Raw genomic sequence first — 14,260 nt, forward strand, 5'->3', positions numbered from 1 at the left:
ACCAAAAGCCGGACGGCTCCGTGCAGGGGCCGTCCGGCTTGGTTTTCATTCTGTTGGAAAAAAGGCAGAGTGTTCTTATTCCTGGGGCGCCGGTTCCGGCTCCAGCAGGGTCAGGCGCACTTCCTGCACCCGGCGGTGGGTGGTGCGGGTGACAATGCCCTCGTACCGGCCCCAGCGGAAATGGTCGCCCACCTTGGGCAGACCGCCCAGCTTTTCCTGCACCAGGCCGCTGATGGACACCGCCTTGCTCTTGTCCCGGATGTGCAGCTCCTCGGCCACATCGTCCACACCGGCGTCGCCGGCAATCAGCCAGCTGCCGTTGCTCTGGGCGCGCACTTCCTCCACCACGTCGTCGTGTTCGTCCCAGATTTCGCCCACCAGCTCTTCCAGGATGTCCTCCAGGGTGACGATGCCGGCGGTGCCGCCGTACTCATCCACCACAATGGCCATGTGATGCTTGCTTTCCCGCATGGTGCGCATCAGTTCGGAGATGCGGCTGCCGGAGGTGGTGTACAGCGCCGGGGTAATGAGCTTTTCCAGCTCGGCGTCCCCCCGGCGGGAAGCCACAAAGTAATCCTTCTCGTGCACCACGCCGATGATGTTGTCGATGGTCTCGTGGTACACCGGCAGGCGGGAATAGCCGCTTTCGGCAAACTGTTCGGCCACCTCTTCCAGGTCGGCGTCGTCGGCCACGGCCACCACGTCCACCCGGGGAATCAGCACGTCTTCCACCTCCACGTCGTCAAAGCTGATGGCGCTGCGGATCAGTTCACTTTCCCGGTCGGTGATCTCGCCGTCCTTTTCGGCTTCGCTCACCATGGTGACCAGCTCGCCTTCGGTCACGGTGTCGTGCTCGTCGGAATGGAACCGGCGGGCCAGAAAATCCTTCCATTTGCCGAAGACGAAGTTCAGCGGGGTGAACAGGGTGGTCAGCGCATTGAGGATCGGGGAGAAGGAGACGGCCAGGGTCTCGGGCATTTCTTTGGCCAGGCCTTTGGGGGTAATCTCACCAAAGATCAGCACAATGACGGTCAGGGCGACCGTGGAGGCGGTGGGGCCGTACACCGGACCCAGCAGATTGGTGAACAGCACCGTGCCCAGCGAAGCCGCTGCAATGTTCACGATGTTGTTGCCGATGAGGATGGTGCTCAGCAGTCGGTCGAACTTTTCGGCCAGGCGCAGGGCCTTGCCGGCGGGCTTGTCGCCGGCCTCGGCGCGGGAGCGCAGGCGGATCAGGTTCAGGGAAGAATAGGCTGTCTCCGAAGCGGAGAAGAAAGCCGACATCGCCACCAGTGCTACGATCAAAATAATGGTGATAATACTGTCCTCGTCCATGGGGGGGAAAGATCAACTCTACTTTCTGTATTGAATTTTGCCGGCGCCGTCACGCGGGTGCACAACGCCAGACTAAAAAATAATTGTATCATAACCCGGCGGCAAACGCAATCGGTTTGCCCGCCCGCGCCGGGATTTTACCCCTTCTTTACCCGGAATATTCCCCGGGAAAAAGCCGTGCCCCGGGGTCAGCTTTCGGCAATGCCGAAGAAATACCGGTTCAGCCGGTACTTGTTGTCCTCATACAGCCCCAGGTCCCGGTACAGGTCCTTATAATAGGTGAGCAGCTCCCACCGGGTGGCCAGCACCTTCACCGGGTTCAGGTTGTGCACCAGACTGTCCGGGTTCTGCACATAGTTGTAGATGGGGGTGGACAGGGCATAAAACCGCTCGGCGTAGCGGATGAAGCTTAAATTGAAGTAAAAGTCCTCGCTGTAGTCCAGCTCCTCGCTGCACGCCACGTCCGGGTGCTGGCGCACCAGGTCCGCCCGGTAAAGCTTGTTCCACATCACCCCGTAGTAGAAGCTGGCGGGCTCCTGCATCAGCCCGTAGGCAAACTGGGCCTTGCCCATGTACCCTTCCATCAGAAACCCGAAAGTCTGCACCTTGGTGAAGGGGTCAAACCCCGGGTCTACCTCCTGGGGCAGGGGCGGGGTGCGCTGGGCCCGCCATTCCCTGGGGGGCTCCACCCGGTTGTAGTGGGCAATCACCATGTCGGCGGCGTGCTCCTCCGCCTTGGCCACCAACAGTTCGGTGGCGTAGGGCTGCAGGGTGTCGTCGGCGTCCACAAACTGCAGATACTTGCCTTTGGCCGCCCGCATCCCCAGGTTCCGGGTGGCGGACACCCCGCTGTTGGCTTTATCAATCAGGGTGATGCGGTCGTCCACCTTGGCGTACATGGCGCACACCGGGCCGCTCACGTCGCTGCTGCCGTCGTTGAGCAACAGAATTTCCAGATTCCGGTAGGTCTGGCGGCGGATGCTCTCTACACAGCGGGCAATGTGGTCTTTGGCGTTGTAGATGGGCACAATCACGCTCACCAGCGGCTGCTGGGCATCAGACATGGACAAAACGCCCCTTTCTTTTCATATTGTGTTTACCATACCACAAAACCGCCTGGGATACAATGGCACCGGGACACAAACCGTGGTATACTGGAACCAGAATTATTTTGCAGGAGGACCCCACCCATGCCCAACACCATCACCGAAAACCTCCGCGCCCTGGAGGACAAACTCTACGCCTGCCGGTACGCCCAGGCCATCATGAGCTATGACGAGGCCACCGCCGCCCCCGCCCGCAGCGAGGACGGCCGGGCCAAGGCCGCCGAGGTGCTCAGCCGCATCTCCTTCGACGCCCTGGTCAACCCCGAAACCGAATCCCTGCTGCAGGAGGCCGCGGCCGCCGCCCCGGACGAAACCACCGCCGCCGAAGTGCGGGAACTGCGCCGCCAGTACGACGAGATCGCCCGCATCCCCGCCGACGAGTACGCCGCCTTCACCGGTCTGGTGCAGCAGGCGGTGCCCGCCTGGGGCCGGGCCAAGCGCTCGGACGATTTCGACGCCTTTGCGCCCTATCTGGAAAAGATCGTGGAAGCCCGCCGCCGCCAAGCCGGGTACTTTGCCCCGGACAAGGACCCCTACGAAGCCTGGCTGGACCGGTACGAGCGGGGGCTGACCATCGCCCAGTGCGATGAATTCTTTGCCGCCCTGCGGGCGGAGATCCTGCCCCTGCTCAAGGAGATCCAGACCCGGGGCAAGCCGGTGCGCACCGACTTCCTGGACCGGGACTGGCCCCTGGAAGGCCAGAAAGAACTGGCCCGGCGGGTGATGGATCTGTGGGGGCTGGACCCCGACCACTGCGTGCTGGACGAGAGCGAACATCCCTTCACCGAAGGCTTCTGGCACGGGGATGTGCGCATCACCACCCATTATATGCCCCGGGATGTGCTGAGCAGCCTGTACAGTGTGGCCCACGAGGGCGGCCACGCCCTGTATGAGCTGCACGTGGACCCGGTGTACGATTTCACCGTGCTGGGCGGCGGGGCCACCATGGGCCTGCACGAGAGCCAGTCCCGCCTGTTTGAGAACATGGTGGGCCGGTCCCGGGCCTTTATCCGGTGGCTGTGGCCGGTGCTGCGGGAACTCTACCCCAGCCAGACCGCCGACTTCACCGAGGAGGAGCTCTACCGCGCCGCCAACCGGGCCGAGGCCAGCCTCATCCGCACCGAGGCGGACGAGCTGACCTACGCTTTGCACATCATGGTGCGGTATGAGCTGGAAAAGGCCCTGCTCCAGGGCACCCTGGCGGTGCGTGACCTGCCCGAAGCCTGGAACGCCAAATATAAGGAATACCTGGGGGTGGAGGTGCCGGACAACGCCCACGGTGTGCTGCAGGACATCCACTGGGCCGGGGGCGATATGGGCTACTTCCCCAGCTACGCTCTGGGCAGCGCCTACGCCGCCCAAGCCTGGGACGACATCACCGCCCGGCTGGGGCAGGGTGTGCTGGAAGCCCACATCGAACAGGGCGACCTGAGCCCCCTCAAGGACGCCCTGCGGGACCGGCTGTGGAAATACGGCAACAGCCGGGAACCCGCCGAGCTGGTGCGCAGCCTGTGCGGCGGCGCCTTTGACCCCAGCCACTACACCGGGTATCTGCGCCGCAAATACACCGACCTGTACGCCCTGTGAGCCCCTGAAACTGTATAAAAATACATGAAAATGTGGTCTAAATGCAATTAAACCGCAAATATATGGAAATTTATACAAAATTTTGCCCGAAAGTGGGGTCTGTTTGTGGGGAATCCCACCTTGATTTTGCCGGAATGGCGTGTATAATAGGAACCATCAGATGAATAAATATTCAACGCACACGGTGCGAATCAAGAGAAAGGGTGCTCACCATGAAAAAGAACAAGCAGGATATCAAGAAGGTCGTTCTGGCCTACTCCGGCGGTCTGGATACTTCCATCATCATTCCCTGGCTGAAGGAAAACTATAACAACTGCGAAGTCATCGCCGTTTCCGGCGACGTGGGCCAGGGCACCGAGCTGGACGGCCTGGAAGAAAAGGCCAAGAAGACCGGCGCTTCCAAGCTGTACGTGCTGGACCTGAAGAAGGATTACGTGGAAAACTATATCTGGCCCTGCCTGAAGGCCGGCGCCAAGTACGAGGATTACCTGCTGGGCACCTCCCACGCCCGTCCCTGCATCGCCAAGGCTCTGGCGGACATCGCCATCAAGGAAGGCGCCGACGCCATCTGCCACGGCTGCACCGGCAAGGGCAACGACCAGGTCCGGTTTGAGCTCACCCTCAAGGCCTTCGCCCCGGACATGACCATCATCGCCCCCTGGCGGGAATGGAACATCAAGAGCCGTGACGAGGAGATCGACTACGCCGAAGCCCACAACATCCCCTTGAAGATCAGCCGGGAGACCAACTATTCCAAGGACAAGAACCTGTGGCACCTGAGCCATGAGGGCCTGGACCTGGAGAACCCGAAGAACGAGCCCCAGTACAACAAGCCCGGCTTCCTGGAACTGGGTGTCAGCCCCGAGCAGGCTCCCGACAAGCCCACCTACGTGACCATCCACTTTGAGAAGGGCGTGCCCACCGCCGTGGACGGCAAGGAAATGGGCGCCGTGGAGATCGTGGAGACCCTGAACAAGCTGGGCGGCGAAAACGGCATCGGCCTGCTGGACATCGTGGAGAACCGGCTGGTGGGCATGAAGAGCCGCGGCGTGTACGAAACCCCCGGCGGCGCCATCCTGTACAAGGCCCACAACGTGCTGGAGACCATCACCCTGGACAAGGAGAGCGCCCACTTCAAGGAGATCGTGGCCCAGAAGATGGCCGACCTTGTCTACAACGGCCAGTGGTTCACCCCCCTGCGGGAAGCCATCAGCGCCTTTGTGGACCAGCTGGAAAAGACGGTCACCGGCGATGTGACCCTCAAGCTGTACAAGGGCAACATGATCAACGCCGGCGTCACCAGCCCCTACACCCTGTACGACGAGCAGACCGCCAGCTTCGGCGAGGATGAGGACTACAACCAGGCCGACGCCACCGGCTTCATCAACCTGTTCGGCCTGCCCATTGCCGAGCGCGCCAAGCTGGCCAAAAAGTGGCCCGCCATCGACTGATTTTCCCATCGCATAACCCAAAAACAAACCGCCGCCGGGGAGGATTATCCCTCCTTGGCGGCTTTGGCGTTCTCATAAACAAGCCTGATTCTCGTAACCAACCCTATTTGTACGGAAAGTGAGGTTATCCCCATGCCCCAACTTTGGCAGGGCCGCGCCAGCAAGGCGGTGGACAGCCGCGTCAACGATTTCAACTCCTCCATCCGGTTCGACGCCCGCATGATCGAACAGGACATCCGGGGCAGCCTGGTGCACTCGGCCATGCTGGGCGCCCAGGGCATCATCTCCGCCCAGGATGTGGAAGATATCCACAAAGGACTGCACTCCATTCTGGATGATCTGCACAGCGGCGCCCTGGAAATCGACCCCACCGCCGAGGATGTCCACACCTTTGTGGAACAGACCCTCACCGCCCGGGTGGGGGATGCGGGCAAGCGGCTGCATACCGGCCGCAGCCGCAACGACCAGGTGGCCCTGGACATCCGCCTCTACCTGCGGGACGCCGCCGCCACTCTGCAAAAGGAGATCAAAGACCTCATCGACGCCATCTGCACAAAAGCCGAGGAGAGCGCCGGCTATGTCATGCCCGGCTACACCCATCTGCAGCGGGCCCAGCCGGTAAGCTTCGGCCACCAGCTCATGGCCTACGCCTGGATGCTTTTGCGGGACCTGGGCCGGATGCAGGACGCGGTGCGCCGCATGGATGCCGAGTGCCCCCTGGGTTCCGGCGCCCTGGCCGGCACCACCTATCCCCTGGACCGGTTCTACACCGCCAGGAAGCTGGGCTTTGCCGCCCCCTGCCATAACTCCATCGACGGCGTGTCCGACCGGGATTTCTGCATCGAGCTCTGCGCCGCCATGGCCACCTGCATGATGCACCTCTCCCGCCTGTCGGAGGAGGTCATCCTCTGGTGCAGCTGGGAATTCCGCTTCGTGGAGCTGGACGACGCCTTCACCACCGGGTCGTCCATCATGCCCCAGAAGAAGAACCCCGACGTCACCGAGCTCATCCGGGGCAAGACCGGCCGGGTGTACGGGGACCTGAACACCCTGCTGGTCATGATGAAGGGCATCCCCCTGGCCTACGACAAGGATATGCAGGAGGACAAGGAGGCCATCTTCGACGCGGTGGACACCCTGGACCTCTGCCTGCGCACCCTGACCCCCATGCTGGCCACCATGACCCCCAGACCCGAGAACATGCGCAAGGCGGCGGCCCACGGGTTCATCAACGCCACCGACTGCGCCGACTACCTGACCAAGAAGGGGATGCCCTTCCGGGACGCCTACAAGTGCACCGGCACCATGGTGGCCGCCTGCATCCGGGAAGGCAAGACCCTGGAAGAGATGTCCCTGGAGGAATTCCGGCGCTACAGCCCGCTGTTTGACCGGGATATCTACGAAGCCATCGACCTGACCCGCTGCTGCGAGGGCCGCACCAGCTACGGCGGCCCCACCAAGGCCAGTGTCCTTTCCCAGATCGCCGACGTGCGCGCCGCGCTGGCCCAATAATACCGAAACGGGTGGATGTTTTGAAAAAGTATCGTATTTTTGTGGACGGGTCTTCCGGCACCACCGGCCTGCGCATTGCGGACCGCCTGGCCGCCCGCCCGGAATTTGAACTGCTGACCATCGCCGAAGCCGACCGCAAGGACCCGGCGGCCCGGGCCGCCGTCATCAACCAGAGCGACCTGACCTTCCTCTGCCTGCCCGACGCGGCGGCAAAGGAGATCATCCCGCTGGTACGGCAGGATGTCCGCATCCTGGACACCTCCACCGCCCACCGCACCGCCTCCGGCTGGCTGTACGGCATGCCCGAACTGGACAACACCCGCAAGGCGCTGAAAACCGCCACCCGGGTGGCGGTGCCCGGCTGCCACGCCTCCGGCTTCATCGCCCCGGTGGCGCCCCTGGTGCGCCGGGGGCTCATCGCCCCGGATGCCGCCCTGTGCTGCTTCAGCCTCACCGGGTATTCCGGCGGCGGCAAATCCATGATCGCCCAGTATGAAGCGGAGCGCACCGACGAGGAACTGTACGCCCCCCGCCCCTATGGCCTGACGCTGCACCACAAGCATCTGCCCGAGATGATGGCCGTCTGCGGCCTGCACACCGCACCGGTCTTCTGCCCGGTGGTGGCCGACTACTACGCCGGCATGGAAACGGTGGTGCAGCTCCAGCGCACCCAGCTGAACGGCGACGCCAAAGATCTGGCCTCCGTGCTGGCCGACTATTACGCCGGCAGTCCGGTCATCACCGTCCATCCCTTTGACCCCGACAATATGCCGGGGTTCCTGCCGTCCAACGCCCTGGCAGGCAAGGATAGCATGGAGATCTTCGTCACTGCCTCTCCGGACGGCGGCCAGATCCAGCTGATCAGCCGCTTCGACAACCTGGGCAAGGGGTCCTCCGGCGCGGCGGTGCAGTGCATGAACCTGATGCTGGGCCTGGACGAAACCGAAGGTCTGGCTCTGTAATCCGCGGCATCCGCCGCAACCTGAATGAGGGGGAGAAAGATGAACTTTACCACAATCGAGGGCGGCATCTGCGCGCCCCAGGGATTTTCCGCCGCGGGCATCCACTGCGGCATCCGGCATAACCACGCCAAACCGGACCTGGCCCTGATCAAAGCCGACGTGCGCTGTGCGGGCGCCGCCTGCTACACCACCAACAAGGTCTACGGGGCCCCCATCACGGTGGACCGGGAACACCTGGCCGACGGCTACGCCCAGGCCATCCTGGTCAACTCCGGCAACGCCAACACCTGCGCCCCCGGCGGGGTGGAGCTGGCCCGGGAAACCTGCCGTCTGGCCGCCCAGGCCCTGGGCGTGGGCGAAGCCGACGTGCTGCCCGCCTCCACCGGCGTCATCGGTCAGGCCATGACCATCGCACCCTTTGCCTCCGGCATCCCGGCCTGCGCGGCCCAGCTGGCCCACAGCCCGGAAGGCAGCCTCAACGCCGCCTTCGCCATCATGACCACCGACACCCACCCCAAACAGGTGGCCGTGGAGTTCACCCTGGGCGGCAAGACCTGCCGCATGGGCGCCATCGCCAAGGGCTCCGGCATGATCCACCCCAACATGGCCACCATGCTGCTCTTCATCACCACCGACGCCGCCATGGAGCCTGCCGTGCTCCAGAAGGCCCTGTCCAGCGTGGTGCCCGCCACCTTCAACCAGATCTCGGTGGACGGGGACACCTCCACCAACGACACCGTCCTGCTGCTGGCTTCCGGCCTGGCGGGCAACACCCCCGTGGCCGCCGACAGCGAGGACTACGTCACCTTCGTGGCCGCCCTGACCCAGGTGGCCGAGACCCTGTGCCGGGAACTGGCCGGGGACGGCGAAGGCGCCACCAAGCTGCTGGAATGCATCGTCACCGGAGCCCCCACCCTGCAGGTGGCCCGGGACGTGTCCAAGAGCGTCATCCACTCCACCCTGTTCAAGGCCGCCATGTTCGGCGAGGACGCCAACTGGGGCCGGGTGCTCTGCGCCATCGGCTACACCCCGGGGGATTTCTCCATCGATAAGACCAGCGTGCGGCTGAAGAGCGCCGCCGGGGAAGTGCTGGTGTGCGAAAACGCCGCCCATCATATCTTCAGCGAGGAAGAGGCAGCCAAGATTTTGCAGGAAAGCGAAATCCAGATTCTGGTGGACCTGGGCTGCGGCGACGCCATGGCCAAGGCCTGGGGCTGCGATTTGACCTACGATTACGTGAAGATCAACGGCGATTACCGCACCTGAGCGGCAGGGGAGAGGAAGAACATGAAGAACGAAGAGATGGCGCGGCTCTTTTCCGAAGCCACGCCCTACATCCAGAAATACCACGGTAAGACCCTGGTCATCAAGTACGGGGGCAACGCCATGGTCAACGGCCAGCTGAAACTGGCGGTGATGAACGACCTGGTCACCCTGACCCTGCTGGGGGTGCGGGTGGTGCTGGTGCACGGGGGCGGCCCCGCCATCAACGCCATGCTCAAAAAGCTGGGCATTGAATCCAAGTTTGTGGGCGGCCTGCGCTACACCGACGCCGAGACCATGGCGGTGGTGCAGCAGGTGCTGGCCGGCCAGGTGAACAAGGACCTGGTGGCCCTGCTCAAGGGCCGGGGCGTGGGGCTCTGCGGCATGGACGGCAACACCATCAGCTGCCGCCGCTACACCAAGGCCGACCTGGGCTTTGTGGGCGAGATCACCGGCATCAGCACCACCCTGATCAACCACCTGCTGGACGACCAGTTCATCCCGGTGGTGGCCACCGTGGGCATGGACCCGGAAAACGGGGTGCTCTACAACGTCAACGCCGACACCGCCGCCGCGGCCATCGCCGTGGCCCTGGGCGCCGAAAAGCTGGTCTCCATGACCGACATCACCGGCCTGCTGCGGGATAAGGACGACGATTCCACCCTCATCCCGGAGGTGGAACTCTCCGAGATCGAGGCCTACAAGGCCGAGGGCATCATCGCCGGGGGTATGCTTCCCAAGATCGACGGCATGGCCGACGCCATCCGCCGGGGCGTCAACGAGGCGGTCATCATCGACGGCCGGGTGCCCCACTCCATCCTGCTGGAAATGTTCTCCGACCGCGGGTCGGGCACCCTGTTCTACCGCAACCACAACCGCTGATTCCCCAAGGAGGACTTTGTCATGAATACCCAGAAGGTCATGGACCGGGACAACAAATACATCATGCACACCTACGGCCGCAGCCCCATCGTCATCGAGCGGGGCGAGGGCATGACAGCCATCGACGCCGACGGCAAGCGCTATCTGGACTTTACCTCCGGCATCGGGGTCAACGCCCTGGGCTACGCCCACCCCGCCTGGCTCCAGGCCGTCACCGAACAGGCCGCCCGGGTGCAGCACACCTCCAACCTGTACTACACCGCCCCCTGCGGCCGCCTGGCCCGGCGCATCTGCCACCGCACCGGCCTGGACCGGGTGTTCTTCGGCAACTCCGGCGCCGAGGCCAACGAGGGCGCCATCAAGTGCGCCCGCAAATACAGCGTGGACACCTACGGCGAGGGCCGCAGCAAGGTCATCACCCTGGTGAACTCCTTCCACGGCCGCACCCTGGCCACCCTCACCGCCACCGGCCAGGATGTGTTCCATCATGATTTCGGGCCTTTCCCCGGGGAATTCGCCTACGTTCCCGCCGGGGACTTTGCCGCCCTGGAAGCCGCCGCCGATGAGCACACCTGCGCCGTCATGATGGAGCTGGTGCAGGGCGAGGGCGGCGTGGTGGCCCTGGACCCCGACTACGTCCATGGGGTGGCCGAGTTCTGTGCCGCCAAGGACATCCTGCTCATTGTGGACGAAGTGCAGACCGGCGTGGGCCGCACCGGCAAGTTCCTGGCCTGCGAGAACTATCACCTGCGCCCGGACATCGTCACCCTGGCCAAGGGCCTGGGCGGCGGGCTGCCCATCGGCGCCGTGGTCACCACCGAGAAGGTGGCTTCCCACATGGGTCCGGGCAGCCACGGTTCCACCTTCGGGGGCAACCCGGTGGTCTGCGCCGGCGCCTGCGCCGTGCTGGACACCATGGACGAGGAATTCATGCAGAACGTCAACGACTGCGCCGCCGCCCTTTGGACCGGGCTGCGCACCCTGCCCCATGTGCAGGGGGTCAGCGGCCTGGGCCTGATGATCGGCATCCAGCTGGACGAGGGCCTGAAAGCCGCCGAGGTGCGCACCGCCTGCGAGAAGCAAGGCCTGCTGGTGCTCACCGCCAAGGACCGCATCCGACTGCTGCCGCCGCTGATCCTGACCGAACAGGACGTGAAGAACGCCCTGACCATCCTGCGCAAGGTGCTGGAAACCGCCTGATTCTTCGCAAAAACCGCATAGTATCTGTCGGGGCGTGCCGCAATTTTTGGTGTGGCGCGCCCCGATTTGTTGTGGTATAATTATCATTGGGGCAGTAGCCGGACTACCGCCCCGCGGTTTTGGGAAAGCACAAACAGGAGGGGACGTCGTCAATGGGGATCATCCGCAAGATCCAAGCAAAAACAGGAGAAGCGCGCGCCAAGGAGAAGATCCGTCCGCTGGTGGAAAGCCGCATGATGAGGGACATCCTTCTGGAGATCGGCCAGCGGGGCAGCGAAGCTCTGGACCCGCAGTCGGTGCCCATGGACCAGCGGGCCCGGGCGGCACGGCTGGCCAGCGAATGCGGGATGGCCGGTATGCGCCAGAGCGTGGTGGACGAAGTGCGCCTGGACGCCGAGGGCATCACCCTGGTCTGCGGCGGGGAGGAGACCGCCTTTCTGTACGGCGACTACAACTACGAGAACATCGAGGACACCGACTGTCTGCCCGCCGTGGCCCAGTACCTGGTGGCCCATATGCGGGGATATTACAACATCAGCTGCACCTTTGCGTCGGCCCCCAAGCCCCACGGCCGGGGCGTGGCCCAGAAGACCCGCCAGGTGTTCATCCGCCGCCACCACGAGGACACCCCCTTCGCCCCCGGCCCGGTGCAGAAACAGCACCTGTTTTAAGGCCGGCAGGGGCATAACACCCTTGACGCCGGGGACCCGGTTTGGTATAATGAACTGTACGCCGTGGGAAATCCACGGCCCATAGGGAGCATTACTCAAGAGGTCGAAGAGGTCGCACTCGAAAGTTTGCAGCCCACTGGCCGATTCGTCCGCCGCGAATGGCGTGACGGCGGGATTTCCCCGGGGTATGGTTTCCGGTTGTATCCGCTTATCTTGCATCGAAATCTTGCATTTCTCCGAAAGGTTTGCAAGGCGGTGCTGGAAAAACTAAATATGGAGATGTACTCAAGAGGTCGTAAGAGGGAGCACTCGAAATGCTTTAGGTCTCGAGAGAGGCGCGTGGGTTCGACTCCCACCATCTCCGCCAAATCCCTCAGGAATCTTCCTGAGGGTATTTTTGTATTTTCACGGCAAGAGCCCCTTGCCGTTTGGGAGGAAGCGCTATGCCGACATTTACCATCGTGGGCGGGGTCAACGGGGCAGGCAAGAGCAGCCTGTCCGGTGTTCTAAAGGTTTGCTTGGGTGATGTGGGCATTGTCGTTGACCCGGACAAGCTGATGGCCCTGAACGGCGATGAGTATGCCGGGGGTCAGGCTGCCGTTGCCAAACTGCAGGACTGCCTGGCCCAGGGCATCGACTTCACCGAGGAAAGCACCCTTTCGGGCAGCTTCTCCCGCAAAATGGCCCGCGCGGCCCGGGACAAGGGCTACACCGTACGGCTGTACTATGTGGGCCTGGATACCGCCGAGGAATCGGTCCGTCGGATCGCCAACCGAGTGGCCCGCGGCGGCCACGACATCCCGACCCAGGACGTGGAGCGCCGGTTTGCCCGGCGTTTCCGGGACCTGGGCAAGCTGCTGCCGCTGTGCAACGAAGCAACCTTCTATGACAACGACAATGGCTTCCGGGTGGTGGCTTTCTATCGCAACGGGGAACTGCTGCCCGCCACCGATACGCCGCCTGTCTGGCTCACCGACCTGCGTCGGGAGCTCGCGCTCTGAACCAGTGTAGGATTACCACCGGTTTTCCGGCAGTTCTTCCGGCAGTGGCAATGCCTGCTCCATCGTGGCCGCGCTGAGCTGTTTTGACTGGGAATCCAGGTGGGCGTAGATGTTGGCTGTGGTGGAGATGTCGCTGTGACCCAGCCATTCCTGGATCTGCTTCATGGGTACGCCCTGTTTCAGCAGCAGGCTGGCGCAGGAGTGGCGCAGATCGTGGAAGCGGATCTTCCTCAGGCCGTGGTTGGCCAGCAGCTTGGCGAAGCCGTCAGTCACCGCGTTGGGCAGGATGAGATTGCCCATCTCATCCACGAACAGGTAGCCCTTGTACTTCTGGTTGTAGCAGTTTCCGCAGAGTTTCTCGTTGTAGGCCTGCTGCTCCTTCAGCGCCCGCAGCCGCTGGGCAAAGCTGGCCACCAGCGGCAGGGTGCGCAGGCTGGACTTGGTCTTGGCCCGGTCGGCTTCCACCAGGACGTGCTTGCCCTCCAGGTTGGTGCTGGTCACGATATGGCGGATGGTCAGGGTACCGGCCTCAAAGTCCACGGCGTCCCACCGCAGGCCCAGCACCTCGCCCCGGCGCAGCCCGTAGAAGGCTGCGAACTGGATGATCAGTTCCAGCCGATGGCCCCGGGCGGCTTCGAAGAGCTGCTCCATCTCCTCGGCGGTGTAGTAGACGGCCAGATACTTCTCGGGCTTGGGCCGCTCCACCTTGTCCACCGGGTTGCCGGGGATCAGGTCCAGCTTCACGGCGTATTTCAGCGCCTTGTGCAGGTTGGCGTGCTGCCGCAGTACGCTGGTGGCTTTCAGCGTTTCCAGCTCGTGGAGATAGAAACTCTGGATATGCCGCGCCTGCAGCCCGCCCAGCGTGATGCCGGTGGGCTTGAAGTAGGGGACGATGTGGTTCTTCACATTGAAGTTGTAGGAGGACCAGGTGGTTTCCTGCACGGCGGGGCGGATGATCTTCAGCCAGTAGAGCATATAGTCGCTGAACAGCATATCGGGGCTCAGTTCCTCTTTGCGGTTGGGTTTGGGCGGTGTGAAGCTGCGGCGCAGTTCCCGCAGCATCTCCTCCGCCCGCTTTTTGTTGCCCTTCACCGGCAAGCCGGTGGCGTGCCAGGGTTGTTTCCGCTTGCCGTCGGCACCGGTGTAGCTGAGTACCATGTAGTAATATCCGTTTTTCTCTTGCAGTCGGCCTGCGACCATAGGCATTTCTCCTTTCATACTCGTTTGTACGGGTTTCCGGGTCCAACACAACAATACCCGGAATCCCTGGCAAAAGCTATTCACAAATCT

12 protein-coding genes and 1 tRNA gene are annotated in these 14,260 nt (G+C 63.1%); 10 read left to right on the top strand and 3 right to left on the bottom strand.

Translation table 11 applies throughout. The annotated features are described in order from the left end of the window. Nucleotides 1–75: 75 nt before the first annotated feature. Both H6B15_RS01320 and H6B15_RS01325 read right to left on the bottom strand, forming a co-directional pair. Nucleotides 76–1,335, bottom strand: a complete 1,260-nt coding sequence (locus H6B15_RS01320) for an HlyC/CorC family transporter (protein WP_204645285.1) — start codon at nt 1,333–1,335, stop codon at nt 76–78. 188 nt (nt 1,336–1,523) lie between these two features. Next, nucleotides 1,524–2,399, bottom strand: a complete 876-nt coding sequence (locus H6B15_RS01325; RefSeq protein WP_204645286.1) for a glycosyltransferase family 2 protein — start codon at nt 2,397–2,399, stop codon at nt 1,524–1,526. 126 nt (nt 2,400–2,525) lie between these two features. On the opposite strand from H6B15_RS01325, the gene H6B15_RS01330 reads away from it, so the two are divergent. The 10 genes from H6B15_RS01330 to H6B15_RS01375 all read left to right on the top strand — a co-directional run bounded on the left by H6B15_RS01330 (nt 2,526) and on the right by H6B15_RS01375 (nt 12,970). Beyond that, on the top strand, nt 2,526–4,028 hold the full coding sequence (locus H6B15_RS01330; protein WP_204645287.1) for a carboxypeptidase M32: 1,503 nt from the start codon (nt 2,526–2,528) through the stop codon (nt 4,026–4,028). 212 nt (nt 4,029–4,240) lie between these two features. Next, nucleotides 4,241–5,479 carry an argininosuccinate synthase gene (locus tag H6B15_RS01335; protein WP_204645289.1) on the top strand — a complete coding sequence of 413 codons (1,239 nt, stop codon included), beginning with the start codon at nt 4,241–4,243 and terminating at the stop codon, nt 5,477–5,479. 132 nt (nt 5,480–5,611) lie between these two features. Further along, a complete protein-coding gene (gene argH / locus H6B15_RS01340) occupies nt 5,612–6,991 on the top strand; it encodes an argininosuccinate lyase (protein ID WP_204645290.1) in 1,380 nt (459 codons plus the stop codon). A gap of 11 nt (nt 6,992–7,002) precedes the next feature. Further along, the gene (gene argC, locus H6B15_RS01345; protein WP_345941906.1) at nt 7,003–7,953 is read left to right on the top strand and encodes an N-acetyl-gamma-glutamyl-phosphate reductase; all 951 of its coding nucleotides are present in this window, start codon (nt 7,003–7,005) and stop codon (nt 7,951–7,953) included. Nucleotides 7,954–7,992: 39 nt separating this feature from the next. Further along, nucleotides 7,993–9,219 (top strand): bifunctional glutamate N-acetyltransferase/amino-acid acetyltransferase ArgJ, encoded by a 1,227-nt coding sequence (gene argJ / locus H6B15_RS01350; protein ID WP_204645292.1) that lies wholly within the window; start codon nt 7,993–7,995, stop codon nt 9,217–9,219. Nucleotides 9,220–9,240: 21 nt separating this feature from the next. Then, the gene (argB, locus tag H6B15_RS01355) at nt 9,241–10,098 is read left to right on the top strand and encodes an acetylglutamate kinase (protein WP_204645293.1); all 858 of its coding nucleotides are present in this window, start codon (nt 9,241–9,243) and stop codon (nt 10,096–10,098) included. A gap of 21 nt (nt 10,099–10,119) precedes the next feature. After that, entirely contained in the window at nt 10,120–11,298 is a 1,179-nt protein-coding gene (locus tag H6B15_RS01360) for an aspartate aminotransferase family protein (RefSeq protein ID WP_204645294.1), read from the top strand. A 152-nt stretch (nt 11,299–11,450) separates the two neighbouring features. Further along, complete coding sequence (locus tag H6B15_RS01365; RefSeq protein ID WP_204645295.1) at nt 11,451–11,969, top strand: hypothetical protein; 519 nt, start codon at nt 11,451–11,453, stop codon at nt 11,967–11,969. Nucleotides 11,970–12,244: 275 nt separating this feature from the next. Next, nucleotides 12,245–12,336: transfer RNA gene (locus tag H6B15_RS01370), tRNA-Ser, on the top strand. 76 nt (nt 12,337–12,412) lie between these two features. Next, a complete protein-coding gene (locus tag H6B15_RS01375; RefSeq protein WP_204645296.1) occupies nt 12,413–12,970 on the top strand; it encodes a zeta toxin family protein in 558 nt (185 codons plus the stop codon). A gap of 12 nt (nt 12,971–12,982) precedes the next feature. Here H6B15_RS01375 and H6B15_RS01380 read toward each other — a convergent pair whose 3' ends face one another. Next, a complete protein-coding gene (locus H6B15_RS01380; RefSeq protein WP_204645298.1) occupies nt 12,983–14,170 on the bottom strand; it encodes a tyrosine-type recombinase/integrase in 1,188 nt (395 codons plus the stop codon). Between the last annotated feature and the right edge of the window lie 90 nt (nt 14,171–14,260).

The organism is Gemmiger formicilis (assembly GCF_016900095.1).
Lineage (GTDB): Bacteria > Bacillota > Clostridia > Oscillospirales > Ruminococcaceae > Gemmiger > Gemmiger formicilis_A.

Excerpts from the sequence above, each read along its gene's own strand:
- H6B15_RS01360 (WP_204645294.1), top strand. The coding sequence starts at position 10,120 with ATGAATACCCAGAAGGTCATGGACCGGGACAACAAATACATCATGCAC.
- H6B15_RS01320 (WP_204645285.1), bottom strand. The coding sequence starts at position 1,335 with ATGGACGAGGACAGTATTATCACCATTATTTTGATCGTAGCACTGGTG.
- H6B15_RS01365 (WP_204645295.1), top strand. The coding sequence starts at position 11,451 with ATGGGGATCATCCGCAAGATCCAAGCAAAAACAGGAGAAGCGCGCGCC.
- H6B15_RS01330 (WP_204645287.1), top strand. The coding sequence starts at position 2,526 with ATGCCCAACACCATCACCGAAAACCTCCGCGCCCTGGAGGACAAACTC.
- H6B15_RS01335 (WP_204645289.1), top strand. The coding sequence starts at position 4,241 with ATGAAAAAGAACAAGCAGGATATCAAGAAGGTCGTTCTGGCCTACTCC.
- H6B15_RS01375 (WP_204645296.1), top strand. The coding sequence starts at position 12,413 with ATGCCGACATTTACCATCGTGGGCGGGGTCAACGGGGCAGGCAAGAGC.
- argJ (WP_204645292.1), top strand. The coding sequence starts at position 7,993 with ATGAACTTTACCACAATCGAGGGCGGCATCTGCGCGCCCCAGGGATTT.
- H6B15_RS01380 (WP_204645298.1), bottom strand. The coding sequence starts at position 14,170 with ATGGTCGCAGGCCGACTGCAAGAGAAAAACGGATATTACTACATGGTA.
- H6B15_RS01325 (WP_204645286.1), bottom strand. The coding sequence starts at position 2,399 with ATGTCTGATGCCCAGCAGCCGCTGGTGAGCGTGATTGTGCCCATCTAC.
- argB (WP_204645293.1), top strand. The coding sequence starts at position 9,241 with ATGAAGAACGAAGAGATGGCGCGGCTCTTTTCCGAAGCCACGCCCTAC.
- argH (WP_204645290.1), top strand. The coding sequence starts at position 5,612 with ATGCCCCAACTTTGGCAGGGCCGCGCCAGCAAGGCGGTGGACAGCCGC.